General features: G+C 52.9%; 21 protein-coding genes. 5 read left to right on the top strand and 16 right to left on the bottom strand.

The window, feature by feature from the left end; translation table 11 throughout:
• Positions 1-31: 31 nt before the first annotated feature.
• Positions 32-1213: a hypothetical protein gene (locus H9X84_RS11065; RefSeq protein ID WP_205134373.1), complete on the top strand. Its 1182-nt coding sequence runs from the start codon at positions 32-34 to the stop codon at positions 1211-1213.
• A gap of 57 nt (positions 1214-1270) precedes the next feature.
• On the opposite strand, the gene H9X84_RS11060 is transcribed toward H9X84_RS11065, so the two are convergent.
• The 4 genes from H9X84_RS11060 to H9X84_RS11045 all read right to left on the bottom strand — a co-directional run bounded on the left by H9X84_RS11060 (position 1271) and on the right by H9X84_RS11045 (position 4950).
• The gene (locus tag H9X84_RS11060) at positions 1271-1645 is read right to left on the bottom strand and encodes a C-GCAxxG-C-C family protein (protein WP_205134372.1); all 375 of its coding nucleotides are present in this window, start codon (positions 1643-1645) and stop codon (positions 1271-1273) included.
• Positions 1646-1774: 129 nt separating this feature from the next.
• Complete coding sequence (locus H9X84_RS11055; protein WP_205134371.1) at positions 1775-2224, bottom strand: SoxR reducing system RseC family protein; 450 nt, start codon at positions 2222-2224, stop codon at positions 1775-1777.
• 118 nt (positions 2225-2342) lie between these two features.
• Entirely contained in the window at positions 2343-3476 is a 1134-nt protein-coding gene (locus H9X84_RS11050) for an AI-2E family transporter (protein ID WP_205134370.1), read from the bottom strand.
• A gap of 19 nt (positions 3477-3495) precedes the next feature.
• Positions 3496-4950: an aminoacyl-histidine dipeptidase gene (locus H9X84_RS11045; RefSeq protein ID WP_205134369.1), complete on the bottom strand. Its 1455-nt coding sequence runs from the start codon at positions 4948-4950 to the stop codon at positions 3496-3498.
• A gap of 243 nt (positions 4951-5193) precedes the next feature.
• Here H9X84_RS11045 and H9X84_RS11040 point away from each other — a divergent pair, with 243 nt between their 5' ends.
• Positions 5194-5412, top strand: coding sequence for an alpha/beta-type small acid-soluble spore protein (locus H9X84_RS11040; protein ID WP_205134368.1), 219 nt, complete (start codon positions 5194-5196; stop codon positions 5410-5412).
• 83 nt (positions 5413-5495) lie between these two features.
• Here H9X84_RS11040 and H9X84_RS11035 read toward each other — a convergent pair whose 3' ends face one another.
• From H9X84_RS11035 to H9X84_RS10995, 9 genes are all read right to left on the bottom strand, one after another.
• Positions 5496-5657: a hypothetical protein gene (locus tag H9X84_RS11035; RefSeq protein ID WP_205134367.1), complete on the bottom strand. Its 162-nt coding sequence runs from the start codon at positions 5655-5657 to the stop codon at positions 5496-5498.
• A gap of 194 nt (positions 5658-5851) precedes the next feature.
• Positions 5852-6490: a thiamine diphosphokinase gene (locus H9X84_RS11030; protein WP_205134366.1), complete on the bottom strand. Its 639-nt coding sequence runs from the start codon at positions 6488-6490 to the stop codon at positions 5852-5854.
• Positions 6487-7158, bottom strand: a complete 672-nt coding sequence (gene rpe / locus H9X84_RS11025; RefSeq protein WP_205134365.1) for a ribulose-phosphate 3-epimerase — start codon at positions 7156-7158, stop codon at positions 6487-6489. The genes H9X84_RS11030 and rpe overlap by 4 nt, the downstream gene beginning before the upstream one ends.
• 1 nt (position 7159) lies before the next feature.
• Entirely contained in the window at positions 7160-8038 is an 879-nt protein-coding gene (rsgA, locus tag H9X84_RS11020) for a ribosome small subunit-dependent GTPase A (RefSeq protein ID WP_205134364.1), read from the bottom strand.
• Between the two features lie 22 nt (positions 8039-8060).
• Entirely contained in the window at positions 8061-10358 is a 2298-nt protein-coding gene (locus tag H9X84_RS11015; protein ID WP_205134363.1) for a protein kinase domain-containing protein, read from the bottom strand.
• 15 nt (positions 10359-10373) lie between these two features.
• Complete coding sequence (locus H9X84_RS11010) at positions 10374-11099, bottom strand: Stp1/IreP family PP2C-type Ser/Thr phosphatase (RefSeq protein ID WP_205134362.1); 726 nt, start codon at positions 11097-11099, stop codon at positions 10374-10376.
• Positions 11100-11145: 46 nt separating this feature from the next.
• The gene (rlmN, locus tag H9X84_RS11005) at positions 11146-12180 is read right to left on the bottom strand and encodes a 23S rRNA (adenine(2503)-C(2))-methyltransferase RlmN (protein ID WP_205134361.1); all 1035 of its coding nucleotides are present in this window, start codon (positions 12178-12180) and stop codon (positions 11146-11148) included.
• Between the two features lie 3 nt (positions 12181-12183).
• Complete coding sequence (gene rsmB, locus H9X84_RS11000) at positions 12184-13527, bottom strand: 16S rRNA (cytosine(967)-C(5))-methyltransferase RsmB (RefSeq protein ID WP_205134360.1); 1344 nt, start codon at positions 13525-13527, stop codon at positions 12184-12186.
• A 163-nt stretch (positions 13528-13690) separates the two neighbouring features.
• Positions 13691-14113, bottom strand: a complete 423-nt coding sequence (locus H9X84_RS10995) for a hypothetical protein (protein ID WP_205134359.1) — start codon at positions 14111-14113, stop codon at positions 13691-13693.
• A 133-nt stretch (positions 14114-14246) separates the two neighbouring features.
• Between H9X84_RS10995 and addB the strand changes: the two genes are divergently transcribed.
• Both addB and H9X84_RS10985 read left to right on the top strand, forming a co-directional pair.
• The gene (gene addB, locus H9X84_RS10990) at positions 14247-17660 is read left to right on the top strand and encodes a helicase-exonuclease AddAB subunit AddB (protein WP_205134358.1); all 3414 of its coding nucleotides are present in this window, start codon (positions 14247-14249) and stop codon (positions 17658-17660) included.
• Positions 17657-18097, top strand: a complete 441-nt coding sequence (locus tag H9X84_RS10985; RefSeq protein ID WP_205134357.1) for a YiiD C-terminal domain-containing protein — start codon at positions 17657-17659, stop codon at positions 18095-18097. The genes addB and H9X84_RS10985 overlap by 4 nt, the downstream gene beginning before the upstream one ends.
• Positions 18098-18147: 50 nt before the next feature.
• Here the strand turns inward: H9X84_RS10985 and H9X84_RS10980 are convergent, their stop codons facing one another.
• The 3 genes from H9X84_RS10980 to ruvA are packed head-to-tail and all read right to left on the bottom strand — an operon-like array spanning position 18148 to position 20048.
• A complete protein-coding gene (locus H9X84_RS10980; protein ID WP_205134356.1) occupies positions 18148-18411 on the bottom strand; it encodes a hypothetical protein in 264 nt (87 codons plus the stop codon).
• Positions 18408-19430, bottom strand: a complete 1023-nt coding sequence (gene ruvB, locus H9X84_RS10975) for a Holliday junction branch migration DNA helicase RuvB (RefSeq protein WP_205134355.1) — start codon at positions 19428-19430, stop codon at positions 18408-18410. The genes H9X84_RS10980 and ruvB overlap by 4 nt, the downstream gene beginning before the upstream one ends.
• Positions 19431-19448: 18 nt before the next feature.
• Positions 19449-20048 carry a Holliday junction branch migration protein RuvA gene (ruvA, locus tag H9X84_RS10970; RefSeq protein ID WP_205134354.1) on the bottom strand — a complete coding sequence of 200 codons (600 nt, stop codon included), beginning with the start codon at positions 20046-20048 and terminating at the stop codon, positions 19449-19451.
• A 132-nt stretch (positions 20049-20180) separates the two neighbouring features.
• On the opposite strand from ruvA, the gene H9X84_RS10965 reads away from it, so the two are divergent.
• The gene (locus H9X84_RS10965; RefSeq protein ID WP_205134353.1) at positions 20181-20666 is read left to right on the top strand and encodes a peptide deformylase; all 486 of its coding nucleotides are present in this window, start codon (positions 20181-20183) and stop codon (positions 20664-20666) included.
• Positions 20667-20722: the final 56 nt, after the last annotated feature.

The raw sequence follows: 20722 nt of genomic DNA, 5'->3' as shown, positions 1-20722 counted from the left end.
ACTGTTCCAAATCATTGGGAGGCGTTTTATTATGCAGACACCTTACTTAAAATTTCTTCATACTCCAAAGGGCAGCGATGCTGTATTTTATCAGGAAAAAGACCGTATCTTCTGCCGTATCCTTCACGGACAGGCAGCGGCCCCGCTCCTTCTGGCGGAACATACCCTGCCCCGGTTTTCCCTTTGCCGCTATCGGGACTATACTTATCTGCTGTATACCACACAACAGGGGGAGGTCACCCTCAGCGCCTCGCCGGATCTGTACCGCTGGGAGCCCAGAGTCCTTTTCCGGCAGGAAAGCCGGCAACCCATTTCCTATTTCATGGTACCGCAGCAGGACGCCCTGCATCTGATCTATCATCAGCCTATAGGCAATACCGGCATCCATGGACTGATGTATACGGTCTATCGTCAGGGGCAGTGCCAGAAACCCTACTGCATCGACCATTTTCTGCCGTCCCCTTCGATTATTTTCCAGGCCAAGCGCCTCAGTGAAAACCATCTGATCCTCTATTACCGCTCGGCAAAAACTACACTGTCCGCCCGGGAACTGCTGCTGTCCCCCTTTACCGTAGGCAGTCTGTCTCCCCTGGCCCAAACTTCCAGTCCCTGGCTGGATCTGTCCATTCACGACCATGGCGAGAAAATCCATCTGCTGTATCTGGTACGCAATCTCTTTCGGACGCAAGTCCTTTACCGCTACCGCCAAACCTCCGCCATGAGCCGTCCTCGCCTTATCTGGGAAGGCGTGGGCTGTACCTCCTGTCTTCTGACCCAGCAGAAGGAGGTCCTTTCCCTTCTCTGGACCGCCGGCGGCGAAACCTTCCGCTGTATCTCCACCGATAACGGCCATACCTTTGGCCCTGTGGAAAGCCTGACGGAAGACCTGCCTCCCGCTCTGGAAAAAGGTCGGCTGGTGTCGGACCCGTCGGAATCCTTTGCCGAAGAAACCCTGGGCAATCCGGAATGGTTCTATCTTCCCGATGGTATTTCCTCTCAGTCGGAGCAGCAAAGCATTTCCGCCGCGGAGGCCCATAGAGAAGAGCTTTCCCGGCTTCTCTCCCAAAAAGAGACGCAGATGCAGCAGGCGGAACAAAACTGGCGCCAGCAGATGGCTCAACTGGAAGCCCGTCTTTCGTCCCTGCGCCTGGAAAACGAACGCCTGCGCCAAAAGGAGGCGCCCTCCGCCTCGGAAGCTCCCTCTGAGGAATGATCCGCCGCCAAAAAAGCCCCGTCAGCGAAAGTCTCTGTTTCGCCAACGGGGCCTTTTTCAGTCTGCCGTCTCCTGTACCGTGCCAATACAGTCTTCCAATATACTGCCCATTTCTCCCATCAGTGCAATACAATCCGCTCGGTCTCCGGATAAAGCGCCGCAGTCCAGGCTGCCGTATTTTTCTTTGAATGTCATCAATAACGCCAGACGTTTGGCCTTGGCCTCCTCCGGATCAAAAAGCATTCCCAGAACCATAATACAGGCAATGAGCCCGCTGCAAAATGTGCCGATGCCGAAACCGGTGCTGACAGCGGCACAGCAGTTTTCCAATTCCCCGGTATAAGGGAATCCGTATTTCTCCGCCGCCGCCCGCAAAATGGCACGCGAACAGTTTTCCCCTTCTCCACACCAGTACATGACACGTTCTTTCATATTCATTCCTCTTTTTGCTTTTATCATATGCCCGTCCATCCGCCTTTGTTCCCAAACAAAAAAACAGGCCGGTGCCTTCCCATGGAAAAGCGTCCAGCCTGTTGTCTGTTTCTATTCAATTCACCTTTCTTACGCGTTGCAGGAACCGTCTGTCAAAGCGTCCTCTGTGGTCAGGCGAGTCGCCATGGGCAGATACTTTCCGCTTTCCCACCGTTTGTTCTGGCTGTGGATAGCGGCATAGCAAATGCCGGTACCGATCAGCCCACAGATAAAGGATACCAGCCCTTCATCAATGGCAGGCACCAGAGGCGCCGCGAAGAAATAGCCCAGTACCACACCAACCAGCAGACCGATCAGAGGGATGCCATACATAATCAGAACAGCATGCATAAACGCATTGTCCTTCAATTCCAGCTCAACCCAATCGCCGATCTCCGCCTCACAGAGATTCTTCGCCTCTACGTCCATATCTTTTTCCATCATGCCGCGGAAGCAGGCACGACATTCGCCGCAGGCTTCTTTCCGCACAATGTGTACTGTCACGAAACTTCCTTTTGCGTCTGTTACCAGACCCTTCATAGGTTTCAACCACCTTTCACAACATTTGGGATGTCTTCATTTCCTATTGCACAGATATTGTATCATATCCCCATAAGAAAAAAAAGTGATATTTTGCACATAAACCCGGAAAAAAACGTCATGTTTTCCGCCGTTTTCTCAGATATAGCCGGAAAAAGAGATTTTTGCAGAAGGCACCCAGAGGTACCGCCCAGACCAGCCCCCAAAACCCAAAGAGCCCGCCGAATACCGACAAAGACAGCAGAACCAGCACCGGATGCATCTCCACCTTTTTTCCCAGCACCTTAGGCACGATCACGGCACTGTCCAGCTGCTGGAGCAAAAGGATAGCCCCCGCCGCGAAAAGCGCCCGTATGGGTACACCGCTGAATAAACCGGACAGCACCGCCAGCAGAAAAGCCATAATCGCCCCAAAATAGGGAATCAGATTGGAAAAACCGGAAATCACTCCAATCCAGATCCCATAGGGGATACCAATGATCCAGAAGGCCGCCGCGAAAAGAATGCCCATAATGACGGCATCGGTGATCTGACCGCTGAGATACCCCATGACCAAACCATAGAATTCCCCGCACAGCTCCGCCGCCGTTTTCGTAAACCTCTGGCCAAAAAACACGGTGGACGTATCCCGCAGGAAAAGAAAAACCTGCTCCTTCTCCATCAGGAAGTAAAAAGCCGCTGTAAATCCAATGACGGCATCCAGAACATAGCCGCCAGCCTTTGGCAGAGAAACCGCCGCTCCCAGAATAAAATTTTCCAGCCATTGACTGAGCTGCAAAGCCCCCTGAGAAATCAGCCCCTCCACATTTCGCAGCAGACCGAATTCCGCCAGCCGCAGCTGAAGCAGCACCAGAAGATCGCCGATGGACAGCACAAAGTCCCCTGCCTGCGCCGCCAGGGCTTCCACATCCATGGTCCCCGCTTTTCGTACTACCCACAGAACCAGACCGCCCAGCAGCAGCCCCACCGTCAGATAAGCCGCCGCTGCCGCCTTTTTTCTGTTCTTTTTCTTTTCCCTGCCAAAAAACAGCCGCCTGTCGTAAAACTTGGTCAATGGTTCCAGTACCACGGCAAAGCCAATGGCCCAGAATAAGGGCGCAAAAACGGCGAGGAGCTTCCCCGCCGTTTCAAATATGACATTTTTCGCCTGAGGGAGGCGGCTCATGACCGCCCACAGCAGAGCCACAGCGCCTGCCGTCAACACCACGTGAAAACAGATCTCCAGATATTTTCTGTTCCATGGCAGCTTCAAAAGCCCACCTCCCTATGTTTTATTTTAATTCCGCCAATGTAGCCTTCAACAGTTCCCACGTCCGTTTTACGGAAGAAATGGACAACCGCTCATCCGGCGTATGGACGTCATACATTTCCGGTCCCAGAGATACCATATCCAGCCAGGGCATCTTCTCCGCGAATAAACCACATTCCACGCCGGCATGGATGGCCACACGTTCCGGCTCCTTGCCCGCGGTACGGCGGTATGCCTCCTCCAGCACAGTCAGCAGTCTGGAATCCTCCTGATACATCCAGCCGGGATAATCAGCTCTGCTTTCACATTTCCCACCGCAAAGCTTCGCCAGCGTATGAATCTGCTGACAGATCAGCTCTTTTTTAGAGGCAACGGAACTTCTGACCGCATTGTCAAAATAAACGGCGTTCCCTTCCGTCTTCAGAATACCGGGGTTACTGGAGCTTTCCACCAGTCCTTCCACCTCCATGCTCATGCTCTCTACCCCAAATGGCAGCAGCATCAGTATGGAAATGACCTTCTGTTTGGTATCCTCCGTCATCATATGGGATACCTGCTCCCGCAGACTTTCCCATGTCACTATCATATCCCCATCGGAACGGCGGTATTCCTCTTTCAGCATTTTTTCCGCTTCCGCCACAGCCGCCGCGGCTTTTTTCGCCTCCGCTTCTGTCACCATCAGCACCGCTTCCGCCTCCCGACAGATGGCATTATCCATATTGCCGCCATCCACACGAACCAGATCATAAGAAACATTCTCTGCCAAACCATGCAGAATCCGCCCCAGCAGTTTGTTGGCGCTGGCCCGGTTCAAATGGATATCGCTGCCGGAATGTCCGCCTTTTAATCCCTTTATGGTCAAAAGATAGGCCTGCTGTCCTTCTTTTTTCTCCACATATTCCACCGGCAGCACAATCTGCTCCCGTCTGCCGCCGCAGCAGCTGATGAGAAATTTCCCTTCCTCTTCCGTATCCATATTGATAAGATATTTTCCCTTTAAATCAGAACAGTCCAGTCCCTTGGCGCCTTCCATGCCGGTTTCCTCGCCTGTGGTAAATACTGCCTCCAGCGGCGGATGCGCCATATCTCCGGCATCCAGCGCCGCCAGCATATAGGCCACGGCAATACCGTTGTCCGCGCCCAGTGTAGTGCCCTTAGCGCGGATCAAATCGCCGTCAATCTCCAGCTGCAAAGGCTCTGTTGTAAAATCATGTTCCACTCCTGCCAGTTTTTCACAGACCATATCCATATGCCCCTGCAAAATCACCGCAGGAGACTTTTCATATCCTGCCGTCCCCGGCTTTTTGATAACCACATTTCCGGCGTTATCTTTGCGGCACTCCAACCCCCGCTCCTGAGCAAACGCCATCAGATACGCCGCCAGAGGGCCTTCGTTTCCGCTGCCGTGGGGAATTCGCGTAATCTCTTCAAAAAAATAAAACACGTTGTCCGTGCCAAGTCCATCTAATATTCTCATGGTTCCTTCCTCCTTTTTCTTCTTTCCATGATAGAGCTCCTTTTTTCCTCTGTCAAGGTGTACTTTTCTCTCCATTTCTTCTTTTTATTCTGCCCGCAAATGCCTTTTTCAGACCGTCAGTTGATTTTTCAAACAGAATCTGCCAGTTTTTGTGGAATTAAGTTCCTGTCATATTTCAAATTCACCGTGCCATACTAAGACTGCAACACCAAACAACAGCAAGATTTCAAGGAGGTAATGAACATGAGCAGCAATTCTACAACAGGCAACAAGGTCAATGTACCCGAAGCGAAGGCCGCGATGGAACAGTTTAAATATGAAGTGGCCAACGAGATCGGCGTACCTCTGAAAAAAGGCTACAACGGCGATCTGACATCCGCGCAGAACGGTTATGTTGGCGGCTATATGGTCAAAAAAATGATCGAAGCCCAGGAAAAAATGATGGCGGAAAAGGATAACTAATCCTCCGGCGAAACACATTTTTCCCGGCTGAACCAAAGAAAACCCCTTTCCCATGGGCCAATGCCCTTCGGAAAGGGGTTTTTTCAGCTGAGATAAATCAGCCATGCACCGCCGCACAACAGCGCCGCGGCAGTCAAAAACGCGCAGCCAGGAAATAGAAACGCCAGCAGCATCCCAAGGCCCACTGCCATAAGTATGATGCCGCAGCTGCGCTTTTTCCAGTCCGTTCTGCATCCTTTTCCCATGGGCCCACCTCCTTGTTTTATGGTATGCCTTTTTCCGGCCGTTTGTGCTATCCGGCTCCTTCCATACGAAAAACGTACCTTTTCTTCGGAATATCTCCATAAGAAAACAAATATTGCCGGAATCCTCATTGTTACAAAGATTCCGGCAATTCAATTTTCATTGGAATTGTTTTTAAGGGCTGTCCGTTTTCTCATCAATCTCTGGTCTGCATTACATAAAGATATCCGCTTTTGATCCGCACCTTCGCTTCTTCCCCCAGCATTACGTTGCTGACGGCGATCAGTTCATCATCCACCGCCAGATCATAGTCTGTCAGAGGATATTCCATTCCCTCCAGCGTTACCCCTTTTACTTCCATGCTCAAGGGCAGAAGAGACACCAGATCCCCCGCCTTTCCATGGAGCGTCAGTTCTCCGTCTGTCAGCTCCACCCGGTTTTTTTCATTTGCCAGGATGCCATGAACCCCCTTTTTCAAAAGCCAAAGCAGCAAATGGGCGTTGGCCAGTGTATGATCCAGACGGCTGCCAATGCCGCCCAGCATGACCACCGTATCCGCCCCCAGCTCCAGAGCCAGCTGTAATCCCAGTTGCATATCTGTCTCGTCCTTATGGGTAGGGAACTGCCGGATAGAAATGCCTGCTTCCCGATACTCTTCCAATACTTCCGGCAAAACAGAATCAAAATCTCCGACAATATGGTCCGGCTGTATTCCTAATGCTTTTGCGTGGTGCATCCCACCGTCACAGCAGATGATCTCATCCGCCTCCGCTAAGTAGGGCAGGCAGAATCTGTAATCCTCTATGGCCGCACCGCCAAACAGTACCGCCTTCATCTCGCCTCATACTCCTGAAAAATATCCAAAAATCCCTTGGCCGCCGCCGCGATATCCTCTTTGCCAAAGACCGCGGAGCCAGCTACGATGACATTGGCCCCGGCGTCCAATACCTGCCGTACATTATCCAATGTAATACCACCGTCTACCTCAATATCGTAAGACAGACCCAGTTCTTTCTTCCATGCCGCCAGCTGCGCAATCTTAGGCACCTGATCGGCCATAAATTTCTGACCGCCAAAACCGGGTTCCACCGTCATCACCAGCACCATATCCACATCCGCCAGATAGGGCTTGATTTCCTCTACCGGTGTTTTGGGCTTAATGGTAATGGCTGCCTTTGCGCCCGTGGCCTTAATCTTAGCGATGCAGCCTGCCGGGTCCTTTGTGGCCTCTACGTGGAAATTGATAATATCCGCCCCGGCCTTGCGGAACTGCTCCACATACCGTTCCGGCTCCACAATCATCAAATGGGTATCAAATACCATATGGCTGGCCTTGCGGATGCCCTGGATCACAGGGATACCGAAAGAAATATTGGGTACAAATACCCCGTCCATCACATCCAGATGGAGATAAGGCACGCCTGCGCCTTCCACAATGGCAAGCTGTTCTCCTGCTTTCGTAAAATCAATGGAAAGCATAGAAGGGGAAAGACAGATCGACATATTACATTCTCCTTTCATTCTCCAGTTCCTCAAACAGTGTTTTGTACCGCTCATACCGGCGGCTGTCTATGGCTTTGCCGATCTGCTCCTTTACGGCGCAGTCGGGCTCGTTGATATGCATACATCCGTTATAATAGCATTCATGCACATAAGGCGCGAACTCCCGGAAATAATACTGCAATTTTTCCGCCGGAATGTGGTTCAGAAACAACGAGGTAAATCCCGGAGAGTCTACAATATAACTCTGCTCCGACACCTGAATCAGCTCCGCATGGCGGGTGGTATGGCGCCCTCTTTGTATCTTCTCGCTGATTTCTCCTGTATTCAGGGACAATCCGGGAAAAGCGCTGTTGATGAGACTGCTTTTTCCTACCCCGGATGGCCCGGCAAATACAGAAATCTTATTTTTTAAAACTTCCCGCAGTTCTTCTATGCCGATTCCCTTTTCCGCACTGGTACAAACCACAGGATAGCCGGCGGCCCGGTACAGCACCGCCGCCTCCTCATATCGTCCCTGCTTATCCCGGTCGATCTTATTGATGACCAGAACGATCTCCAGCTCCTGCTCCTCCGCCAGCACCAGAAAACGATCCAGAAGATCCAGATTCATATTGGGACTTTTGGCGGCAAACACAATGACCGCCTGATCCACATTGGCTACTCTGGGACGGATCAGCTCGTTCCTTCTGGGAAAAATCACATCCAGACTGCCTTTTTTATTTTTTTCATCCAGCACCGAAATTTCTACATCATCTCCAACGGTAGGACGGATGCCCTCCTTGCGGAAAATGCCTCTGGCTCTGCACTCGTAAACGCCGTTTTCCGTATCCACGTAGTAAAAACCGCCGATGCCCTTTAAAATTACGCCTTTATGTGTCATTCATTCACCTGATTCCAATGATTTAAAACTCAACAGCTACGGACCACTGCTGTACGCCGTCCGCGTAATAGGTCACCGTGCCGCTGCCTCTGCCCATAACCGCAATACTGTAAGGGAAGTCGGAAAGGTTCTTCGCGCCTTCCTCTACAACGGAAGTTCCGTCCATGTCTGTTTTCACAACACGCACCTGAACCACATCTCCGGCGCCGGCAGGCGCTTCCAATGTATAGTATTTCGTGCTGCTGGTGGCTTCTGTCGTACCGCTGCCGCTGCCACTGCCGCTTCCGCTGCCGGAAGGCTCGCTGGAGGCGGGCGCGCCGCTGCTAACTACCAGATTTACAACACTGCCGCTGGCAACCTCTGTATTCGGTGTCAATGTCTGGGTAATGACCAGACCTTCCGCCACCGTGCTGCTCTCAATTCTGGAAACATTGCCCACTGTCAGGCCCACAGCTTCCAGTTCCCGTCTGGCCTGATCCTCGGTGGAACCCTGTACATTGGGCACGATCACATCATCACCTTCGCCGCCTTTGCTTACCACCAGCGTGATTCTGGTATGGGCGTCGATCTTCTCGCCCTCATCCGGATTCTGAGAAATAACCGTATTGGGCTTTACATCCTCATTTTCTTCATATTCGATAATGGGCGCGGTACCTATCAGGGAGATAATAGCCTCTCTGGCCTTCTGTTCGTCCTTGCCCACTACGTCCGGCATTTCCTCACTGCTCAGTCCCAGACTGACTTTTACGCCTACCTTGGCGTTTTTCGCCACCATGGTTCCGTCGTTGACAGACTGCCATGTAACCAATCCGGCATCGTAATAGCTGCTGTATTCCTCGCCTTCCTTCACCAGTGTGATGCCCAGGCGTTCCGCCTCTGTAACGGCTTCCTCATAGGTCATACCAATAAATACCGGTGTCTCGATATTCTTTTCTCCGGCGCCAATGCCGCCGATGCCGCCCAGTGCCCGCAGGCCCACGGCGCTGATGATGGCAATAATGACAATAGCAGTCACAATGGCGGCGGCAATGACCTTCCGTTCCGCCTTGCGGTCTCTCTCGTTGTCATAATCCTCTTCTTTTCTGGGGTTGCGCCGCTTTTTCTCCGGACGCTTGCTAGCCTTGACTTCTTCTGCCGCCATATATTCCCCTTCGTAATTGTCGTCTTTGGAAATCTTCAGCTTTTTGCCGTATTTCTCAAAGCTGACCAGAGGCTCCTTAACGGCGGCAGGCTCTTCCGCCTCCGTCCGTTTGCCCCGGATATATTCCAGCTCTCTGGCATCGGTTTTTCTGGTAGCCTCTTCCTCCGCAGGCAGTTCTTCTTTGGCTTTTCTGGCGTTTTCCGCCCGTTCCGCTTCCATTTTTTCCTGGGCCGCCCGCAGTTCCATGGCCGCCTCCGCCCGTTTGGACATACGGATACCTGCCGCAGGCGCCGCCGCCTTTACGGCTTCTTCCGCCGCCGAGGGCTTTTCCTCGGACTGAACAAAGGCGGATGTATCTGTTCTGGCCCGGATCAGGTCCGCCAGCATCAGATCAATGTTGGCGTATCTTTCATCAGCCTTTTTCATGGTCGCCTTTTTGATAATGCCTTCCAAAGAAGCGTAGCAGTTGGGATTGTACTGACGGATATCCGGCAGCTCCTCGTTGATATGCTTTAACGCGATGGCAACGGAGTTATTTCCCTGGAACGGAAGCACCCCGGTAATCATTTCAAACATGGTAATGCCCAGAGAGTAAATATCGCTCTTTTCATCCACATAGCCGCCTCTGGCCTGTTCCGGAGAAAAATAATGCACAGAGCCAGCCGCGTTGGCCGTTGTGGTCATGGTGGTAGCGCGGGCCGCTCTGGCAATACCGAAATCCGTTACCTTTACCACGCCATCGGTGCCCACCAGAATATTCTGGGGCTTGATGTCTCTATGTACGATATGGGCCTTATGAGCCTGAGACAGCGCCGAAGCAATCTGAATGGCCACATTGATGGTAGAACGGGAATCAAAGGGCGCCTTCTTGCGAATGGCTGTTTTCAGCGTATCTCCATGGATATACTCCATTACAATAAAATTGATGTCCCCGTCTTCGCCAACATCATACACTCTGACGATATTGGGATGAGACAGTCTGGCGGCGGAACAGGCTTCCGACTGGAACCGCTCAATAAATTCCTCATCCCCGATGTATTCCTCCCGCAGCACCTTGATGGTGACGAAACGGTCCAGTTTTTTATCCTTCCCGCGATAAACCACCGCCATGCCGCCGGAGCCGATCTTTTCTATAATTTCATATCTGCCGCCAAGGACAGAACCAGGATTCAATAACATTTAATTTTCTCCCTCCTATATCTCGATCAAAACCAGGGATATATTGTCATACCCGCCGTGTTCATTGGCCAGCGCCACCAGCTTCTGCGCCTTTTTCTCCAAAGGCAGTTCCGCCCGCAGCACAGCCTCCATCTCCTCGTCCCGCAGCATGCCGGAAAGGCCGTCCGTACACAGCAGGAGCATATCTCCCGCCTGCACATCCTCCAGCACGGTGTCGATCTCCACCGTATCCTTAATGCCCACGGCACGGGTAATGATATTGCGTTTGGGATGTTTTGCCGCTTCCTCTTTTGTAATCGTACCCATTTTTACCAGTTCCATTACGTAGGAATGGTCTGTGGTCACCGCCTCCAGACTTCCCTGGCGCATCAGGTAGGCCCGGCTGTCTCCCACATAAGCGATATACACTCTGTCCTCTTTGATGACTGCCGCCACCATGGTCGTTCCCATTTCCGCAAACTCACTGGCGGAATTAGATTGCCGGAACACATCCTGATTGGCCGCCTGAAATCCGCCGGCGATCAAATCAGGGATCTCCATACCTTCTTCCCGATGTTCTTCCACATATCGCAAAAATGCCCGGATGGCGCCGCTGCTGGCTACTTCTCCCGCGTTACAGCCGCCCATGCCGTCTGCCACAAGATACAGATGCTCCATAGGTGCGCCTTCTTCCGCCACATAATAAGCGTCTTCGTTATTTTTCCGACACCTGCCGATGTCGGTGATCCCGACTGCCTTCATTTTCTCCACCTCCTGCTTCTCTCCAAAGCCCTATGAAAACAGATTCTTATTTCTGCATATATTTCCGCCGCAGCTGACCACAGGCTGCATCAATATCGCTGCCCAGTCTCCTGCGGATGGTGGTTTCCACACCGCTTTGCTGTACCAGCTGGGCGAAACGCTGTACCTGCGCCGCCGAGCTTTTGGTAAAATCCCGTTCCTTTACCGGATTCATGGGAATCAGATTCACATGGCAGAGCGTACCATGGAGCTTTGCCCCCAATTCTCTGGCACAGGCGTCACTGTCATTAACTCCCTGAATCAAAGCGTATTCAAAGGTAATCCGCCGTTTGGTATGGTTGGCGTAATCCACACAGGCCTTTAGCAGCCGGTCCATGGGATTGGCCTTTGCCACCGGCATGATCTGCCGCCGGATCTCGTCATTGGGCGCGTGAAGGGAAACCGCCAGCGTAATCTGCAAATTTTCCTCCGCCAGATCATAAATTTTGTCAATGAGTCCGCAGGTAGACAACGTCATATGTCTCTGTCCCATATTCTGCCCCGAAGGATCGTTTAACAGACGGAGAAAACGCAAAACGTTTTCATAATTATCCAAAGGCTCTCCGCTGCCCATGAGCACAACGCCTGAGATCCGCCGTCCCAGATCCTTCTGTATCTCATAAACCTGAGAAAGCATTTCCGATGCCGTCAGACTTCGTTCCACCCCGTCCAGCGTAGAGGCACAGAACCGGCAGCCCATACGGCAGCCCGCCTGGGTGGAAACACAGACCGTATTGCCATAATCATACTGCATCAGCACGCTTTCGATGACAGAGCCGTTTTCCAGGGCAAACAGATACTTTCTGGTGCCATCCTCTCTGGAAAGAAGCCGCTCCACCATGGTCACGCCGCCGATCTTCGTCTCCGCCTCCAGCTTTGTCCGCAATGCCTGAGAAAGATTGGTCATCTCAGAAAAAGAGGAGACCTGTTTTTCATGGAGCCAGCCAAAGATCTGCTTTGCACGGAACTTTGCCTCTCCCATCTGTGCCATGAGCGCCTGCAGTTCCCCCAGCGTCATGGACTTGATATCCTGTTTCTCCATGCTTCACGATCCTTTCTTTACCAGCCGGGCCATAAAGAACCCGTCTGTCCCCTGTATCTGAGGAAACAGCGTCACCATACAGCTGTCCTTCTCCGTCGTCATGCTTTCCGGCAGAAAAGGCGCTGCCACCTCACCGGAAAACTCCGGATGTTTCTCCAAAAACCACTGCACATTTTTCTCGTTTTCTTTCCTGCTCAAAGTGCAGGTACTGTATACCATAACGCCGCCGGGCTTTACATATCCCGCCGCCGTATCCAGAATCTGCCGCTGTATCCCAATGAGCTGGTCAATCTCCTGTCCGTCTTTTTTCAGCCGGATATCCGGTTTTTTCCGCAGCAGTCCCAGCCCGGAGCAGGGCGCATCCACCAGCACACGGTCAAAAGCCGCCGCGCTGTCCTCGTCCCACAGGGCGGCATCCCTCTGCTGGGCCGTAATGTTTTCGATGCCCAGACGCTGAGCCCCCTGCCGGATCAATTCGATCTTATGCTCATAAATATCTCTCGCCACAATCAGGCCGTCATTTTCCATATCCTGGGCCATGGTAAAGCTCTTTCCACCGGGTGCGGCACAAAGATCCAGCACACGCTCCCCTTTTTTCGGTGCCAGCAAAGCGGCAGCCGCCTGAGAGCTTTCGTCCTGCACGTGGAACATGCCCTCCAGAAACAGATCCATCCGTCCCAGATCCGCCGTACCGCTTAAATGCAGGGCATGGGGCATTTTTCCCAACGTCACCTGAACGCCCCTTTCCTCCAGCGCTTTTTTCAGGCCTTCTCTGTCTGTTTTCAAGGTATTGACCCGAATGGTCACATCCGGCGCCTTATTGTCGGCCCGGCACAATGCTTCCGTAAATTTATAACCGTAATAAGCCATCCACATTTTCACCAGCCAAAGGGGATGGGAATAGTACACATGCAGATATTCCGCCGTTCCCTTTTCCGGCAGAGCAATCTGCCCCTTCTGCCGCCCGGCGGAACGCAGTACGCCGTTGACAAAGCCACCCAGCTTGGCGTATCCCCGCTCTCCAGCCAGCTTTACGGCCTCGTTGCAGGCCGCCGCGTCAGGGGTATGCATGAAATACATCTGGTAAAGGGCCGTCCGCAGCACCGCCAGAATCCACGGCTTCATTTTTTCCGTCCGTACCTTGGAAATGGTATTCAAAATATAGTCTACATAGTAAAGATTGCGCAGCGTTCCGTTGACGACCTCCGTCACAAAGGCTCGATCCTGTCTGGACATGGCCCCGTTCTGACGCAAAAGCCTGCGCAGAGCGCCATTATTATAGGCCCCCTCCGCCATGATCTGCACCATGGCCTCCGCCGCGATCTCTCTGGGATTGATCTGTATCATTCTCCTGCTCCCTGTTTCTTCCCCAAAGGGATATTCTGTCTGTTTATCAACTTATTATTATACGGGATTTTCCCCCGTTCATCAACATTTTTCGTCATTTTTCCCCTCTGCCGTCTTTTTCCCATTAGAAAAAGATGGTGTTTCCACCATCCTTCTTCCCCCGCTATTTTGTTCTGGCCTCCGAAAGACACTGCGCCACAGCCTCCCATACCGTCTGCTGGGAATATGTATCCCACTGGGCTGTATCTTCCAGGTCCGGCGCTTTTCCTTTTACCTCCTGCCGGACTTCCTCCACTGCCGTTTCCACCAGCGGATACATCACCGTCAGGGCCTCCGACGTTTCTTTTAAGGTCACATCTTTCACCTTGCCCTTCTCGATCTGGACGCAGACCACAGCGTCCACACTTCCCGTCTCCAGAGCTGCCTCATAGCTGCCGTCCCGGTAAAGTCCGGCGCTTTCCTCGCCGCTGCCCATCCGCAGGAAAAATGTAATCAGCCCCGCCAGAATCACCACGCCCAGCACGGCGAACACCGCCGTTTTCAGCAGTTCTCTCATTTTTACCACCACAAATTTTGTATGACGCACCCTTCCTTCTCCTTCCGAAAACTATCGTTACCATACCTTATGCCTTTTTCCTTTTTTTTATGCCTTGGGCCTTCCTCTTGCAAAAAGACGCCGCCTTTTGTATCATAAACATAATGAGAAAGGAGGAGTGGCTATGCCCCTGCGGATTCTGGCCGGCGCCGCCGGCACAGGAAAAACAAAATACTGTATGGAAGAAATCATCCGCGCTCAGGCCGCCCATACGGGCCGCCAGCTTTATATTGTGCCGGAGCAGTTCACCTCCCAGGCAGAACGGGATCTGACCGCCATGACCAAACGCCGCGGCATCCTGACGGCGGAAGTCCTCAGTTTCGGCCGTCTGGCCTATCAGATTCTTTCCAAAAACGGCGGCAGCCGTGTGCTTTTAGGCGATACCGGAAAACAAATGGCACTGGTAAAGGTACTGCTTTCCCTCCGGGAAGAAATGACTTATTTCCGCCATATGACGGACAAACAGGGCTTTGCGCAGCAGCTTGGCATGACCATTACGGAGTTTTTCCGCTATGGCGTCACCCCGGAACTGCTGGCCCAGATGGCGGAGGACGAAGAACTTTCCCTGCCTGCCCGCGGAAAGCTCCATGATCTGGCCCATATCTTCCAATCCTATCAGGAGTTCCTACACCGGGACTACCTTTCCGGCGATGAAACCCTGACACTACTTTCCCAGACACTGGAACAGTCCCAGCCCTGGGCGGATACAGAGGTCTGGCTGGATGGGTTCTATGGCTTTACCCCTCAGGAATACCATGTCATCGCCCAGCTTCTGCGGCTGGCGAAACGGGTCACCATTACCCTGCCCTTGCCGGAACGAGTCTATTATGTCCCCTTCCTGCCCCCTCATGCCGCCTTTTATGAGCCGTGGCGCACGAAAAAAAGCCTCATTTCTTTGGCGGAAGAGACACATACCATTCTGGAACGCCCCCTGTTTTTCAGACAGAATTTCCGGGCGAAAACAGACTCTCTTCGCTTTCTGGAGGAAAATTATTTCTTTGTTTCCGGCAGAAAATCACCGGATCATGAGGGCATCCATCTTTGCGCCTGCCCTACCCGCAGTGAGGAGGTACAGTATGCCGCCGCCCAGATCAACCGCCTGGTGCGGGAAAAGGGTCTGCGATACCGGGATATGGCCATCGTCACCAACGCCATGCCTCTTTACGAAAGCAGTCTGCGGGGCATCCTGCCGGAATACGGCATCCCCTGCTTTATTGATACAAGGCGGGATATTTCCGCCCATCCTCTGCTGGCCCTGCTGCGAGGCCTTCTGGATGCTCTGGGATATGATTTCGGCTATGAGGGTATTTTCTCCTATCTGAAATCCGGCCTGACAGGCATCACACAGGAGGAAACAGACCTTCTGGAAAATTATGTTCTGGCCTACGGCATCAAAAGCTACAAATGGCGGAAAGCCCGTTGGGAATGGGGCTTTGCTCCGGGCGAGGAGGAGGCCTGCGACGCCATGAACCAACTGAAGGAAAAGGTGCTGGCTCCCTTCTCCCACTTTTTCCGTTTTCAGAAGGGAAAGACCTATCCCCTGAAAGAGTTCGCCCAAAGCCTGCGGCTGATGCTGGAGGAGCTTCCTGTTCGGGAACAGCTTTCCCAGTGGATGGAACAGGAACGGGAAAAGGGCAATCCCCAGCGGGCGGAGGAACACCGCCAGATTCTTCAGATCTTTCTGCAAGTGCTGGAAAAAGCTGTGGAAATTCTGGGGGAGGAAGATGTTTCGCTGGAGGAATTTTCAAAGATTCTTCTGGCGGGGCTGGAACAAAGCACTTTAGGCATGATTCCCCCTTCCGCCGATACTCTTGTGGCCGGAGATCTGGAACGAAGCCGTCTGCCGGAAATCCGTGTACTTTTTGTGCTGGGGGTCAATGAGGGTGTCCTGCCTTCTCCCGCCGCCCCCCAGGGTATTTTTACGGAGGCGGAACGGGAAGCTCTGGCCCAAAAAGGCATGGAGCTGGCTCCCGACGGGAAACGACGGCTTTATGAAGAACAGTTCCTCATTTACCGCGGACTGACCAAGCCCTCCGAAGCATTGTACCTGACCTATGCCTGCGGCGATACGGAAGGAAATTCCCTTTTTCCTTCCTCTCTGGCGGACCGTCTTCTGCGGATGTACCCCACCCTCAGGGCGGAACAGCCGGACGCTTTTGCTGTGGAAAATCTGTCCCCCACCGCCTGCTTTCACGGGCTGGGAGAACAGCTGGCGAAACAGGAGGGTATGTCTCCTCTCTGGCAGGATATTTACAGCTACTTTTGTGAAACGCCCCAGTGGCGGGAACGAAAAGACCTGCTGCTGGAAGGCCTGACCGCCGACATCCGTCAGGAAAAGCTCTCGCCTAAGGTCACAAAATCCCTTTTTGGCAAGAATATCCTTTCCAGCGTTTCCAGGCTGGAACGATTTGCCGCCTGTCCCTTCTCCTATTTCGCCGAATATGGCCTGAAAGCGGAGGAACGGAAACTTTATCAGCTGCGGACGCCGGATCTGGGCGTTCTCTTCCACGGCGTACTGGAGACCTTTGCCGCCGGACTGGCAGACGAAGGCCTTTCCTGGCAAAGCCTGACCAAAGAGGAGACCCAGCGCCGCGTTTTTGCCGCTGTGGAACAGGCTGCTCCTCTGCTGGGCAGTGAAATTCTGCTAGATTCCGCCGCCAACCGGTATCTGATCCGCCGGCTGAAACGGATCTCCTTCCGGGCGGCCTGGACGCTGGCCCAGCATATTCAAAGCGGCCTTTTCGTTCCCACAGCCTTTGAGCTGGGCTTTGGGCAGAAGGAATCTCTCCCGCCCATTGTGATCTCCATGGCTGACGGCAGCCGCCTCATCCTTCGGGGAAAGATCGACCGGGTGGACCTGCTGGACGCTGACGGAAAACGGTATGTAAAGATCATTGACTATAAATCCGGCAGCAAGACCTTCCATTTCCAGGATATTTATTATGGCTTACAGATGCAGCTGCTGATCTATCTGGACGCCTTTTTAAAGACCCAGGGCGGCGATGGTTTCGCCTACCGCCCCGGCGGCGTTTTCTATTTCCGGGTCACAGACCCCACTTTGGCCGTCACCACAGAAATGACCGCCGAAGAAATCCAGAATCAGCTGTATGAAAAAATGCAGATGTCCGGTCTGATTTTGAACCGGGAGGAAGTCATCCGCGCCATGGATCTGTCTCTTTTTGACACCAAGACCGGCGCGCCTTTGTCCGGGGCTTCCTCCATTATCCCCTTGAAATATAATAAGGGGGGCACTCCTTCCGCCGCTTCCTATGTGGCGGAGGAACAGGATTATTATCTGCTGATGGATTTTGTGGTCCAGCAGGCGGCAAAGATCGGGGAGCAGATGAAAGAAGGCGTCATCACCCCTTCCCCCTACCGGAAAAAGGATCAGACGCCCTGTACTTACTGCAAATACGCCTCTCTCTGCCGTTATGATTACAAGGACCGGCCCTATTACCGGGACCTGAAAAAAATGGATGCTGCCGCCTTCTGGGAGGAACTCCACAAAATACAGGAAGAAAAGGAGCAGGAAACATGACACCACAGGAATTTACTGACTTTTTATACCGTGAGATCCCTTTAACAAAGGCTATGGAGATACAAACACTCTCTTTTACAACGGAATTCATCTCTCTGGCCGTTCCTCTGGAGCCCAATCGGAACGATAAGCATACAGGCTTTGGAGGCAGTATTTCCTGCCTTATGACCGTCTGCGGCTGGGCCATGATGTACGCCAACTTTCGGGAGGAATACCCGGAGGGGAAAATCGTTGTCCAGAGCAGCCAGATCCGCTATCTTGCGCCCATTCTTTCGGATTTCCGGGCGGAATGCCGCTGTACGGACGAAGCGGCCAAAGACGCCCTGCGCCAAAGCTGGCAGCAGCGGAAAAAAGGCCGTCTGCGGCTGGAAATCGTCTGTTTCTGCGGCGAAACGGAAGCGGCCCGTATGGCGGCTACTTACTATATTACGGAATAAACAAAAAGGTGTTTCCCACTCCCCTTGAGGAGCGGAAACACCTTTTTTTGTCAGAATTTTTCCCAGTATTTTTTTACACTGCCTTCTTCCAGGGCATCCATATAGGAATCGGCAATCTCAAAAACCTCTTCCTCGTCCTTGATGCGGAACATCACGCGGTCGCCTTCCACGCTCAGGTCCTTGTTTTTGCCCTGCTGTTCCTCGGCCCAGGCCCGGAACTCCTCTTCCCAGCGCTGTGCCGTTTCCTCGGCATCCTCGTAGCAAAGCAGCTCGTTTTTTACATCCTCAATCAATTCTTCCAATGTCAGTTTCATGCTGTTCCTCCTTTTCCTTCTCCCGGGTAGGGCAATCCGAAATGAGCATATCCTCTTGCCGTTACCACTCTGCCCCTTGGTGTGCGCTGGATATACCCCAGCTGCAGCAAATACGGCTCATATACATCCTCTATGGTCTCCGGCTCCTCATTGATAGAGGCCGCCAGAGTATCCAGACCCACAGGCCTGCCGGAAAATTTCTCGATCATGGCCATGAGCATTTTTCTGTCGATATAGTCCAGCCCCATTTTATCCACTTCCAGCAGATCCAGAGCGAACCGTGCCACCTCCGCCGTAATCCTGCCGTCATACTTCACCTGTGCGAAATCCCGCACCCGCCGCAGCAGACGATTGGCGATTCTGGGAGTGCCTCTGGAACGTCTGGCGATTTCTTCCGCTCCTTCTTCCTCCAGCTCTACCTGCAATACCTGGGCCGAACGATATAATATTTTTTTCAAATCCTCTACGGAATAGGGCTCCAGACGATGGACCACGCCAAAGCGGTCCCGCAGAGGCGCCGTCAGCAGTCCTATGCGGGTAGTCGCCCCGATGAGGGTAAACTTTGGCAGATCCAGCCGCACAGAACGGGCCCCCGGCCCTTTCCCGATCATAATATCAATGACAAAGTCCTCCATGGCGGGATACAGGATCTCTTCGATCATGCGGTTCAGACGGTGGATCTCGTCAATAAAGAGCACATCCCCCTCATTCAGACTGTTCAGCACCGCCGCCATATCTCCCGGCCGTTCAATGGCAGGGCCGGAGGTGGTTTTGATCTGCACGCCCATTTCCTGGGCGATGATATTGGACAGGGTGGTCTTACCCAGTCCCGGCGGGCCGTAAAGCAGCACATGATCCAGCGTCTCGCCCCGCTGCTTTGCCGCCTCCATGAATACCCGCAGGTTTTCCTTGATGCCCTCCTGCCCGATGTAATTTTCCAGACGGTCCGGCCGCAGCTTCGGCTCCAGCTCCAGATCCTCCTCCCGGAATCCCGCCGTTATAATTCTTTTCTTCTCCAACTTCCAACACCTGCTATCTTAAAATCTTACCATCTTTTTCAATGCCGCCTTCAGAATTTCTTCCGTGGTCATCTCCTCCGCCGCAACAGCGTTGACGGCCCCGGCCGCCTCGCTGCGGCTGTATCCCAATGCCGTCAGCGCGTCTATGGCCTCAAATTTCGCCCCGGCAGAAGTGGGCGCCGCCTGTTCTTCTATTTCCCATGCCACTGCTTCCGCCGTCTGGAATTTATCCTTCAGTTCCAGAATCACCCGCTGGGCTGTCTTTCTGCCTACGCCCGGCGCCTTGGACAATGTTTTCACATCATCGGAAAGAATGGCCAGAATGATCTCCTGGGGACGCAGCTGGGAAAGAAAGGCCAGTGCCCCTTTGGGCCCCACACCGGATACGGTAATGAGCCGCAGGAACAGCTCCTGCTCCTCCAAAGAAGAAAACCCGTACAAAGAGATGCCGTCCTCTTTGACGTTCATATAGGTATAGACCTTTACCGTCTCTCCGGAGGCGGGCATTTGGGTCAATGCCGTAGGCGACATAAAAATGCGGTAGCCGATCCCGCCGCTCTCCACAATGACGAAGCCGTTTCCCTTTGCTTCCAGTGTTCCCTTGATATATGCGATCATTCCATACTTCCTTCCTTTTTCCATGCTGTATCCATTATAATGTAGGCCGCCAAAAAGGGCAAGCCCCCACAAAAAAGAAGGCTTGTCCTGCCTCCCGACGGCGGCGTATAATAAAGACGGAGGTGTTTATTTATGGAAAGAAAAATACTGCTTCTGGGCAATCCCGCCCTTTACGAAACCAGCCGTCCTGTCACCGACGCGGACTGGAAAGACCTGCCGGCCATTGTGGAAGATCTCCACGATACGCTGCTGGCCTTCCGCAAAAAATACGGCGCCGGACGGGCCATTGCCGCGCCGCAGATTGGTGTGCCTCTGCGTCTGCTGTATATGTTCATTGATACCCCTACGGTTTTCATCAATCCTTCGTTGGAATTTCCCGACGAGGAAATGATGGATGTCATGGACGACTGCATGTCCTTTCCGGAACTGCTGGTGCGGGTCTCCCGTCACCGCCGCTGCATCATCCATTACACGGATTTAGAGAAAACCCCCTGCCAAATGGCTTTGGAGGGAGATCTTTCCGAGCTTTTGCAGCATGAATATGACCATCTGGACGGCATTCTGGCTGTGATGCGGGCCAAAGACAGCAAATCCTTCTTTTTGAAATCAGAAGTATGATTTAGACATAAAAAGGCGGTGTTTCTCTCAAAAGAGAATACCGCCTTTTCCAAATT

The sequence above is a fragment of the Anaerotignum lactatifermentans genome, assembly GCF_016902535.1.
GTDB lineage: Bacteria > Bacillota > Clostridia > Lachnospirales > Anaerotignaceae > Anaerotignum > Anaerotignum lactatifermentans_A.
Note: the sequence above shows the minus strand (reverse complement) of the source record. Positions and strands in the feature narration are given on the sequence as shown.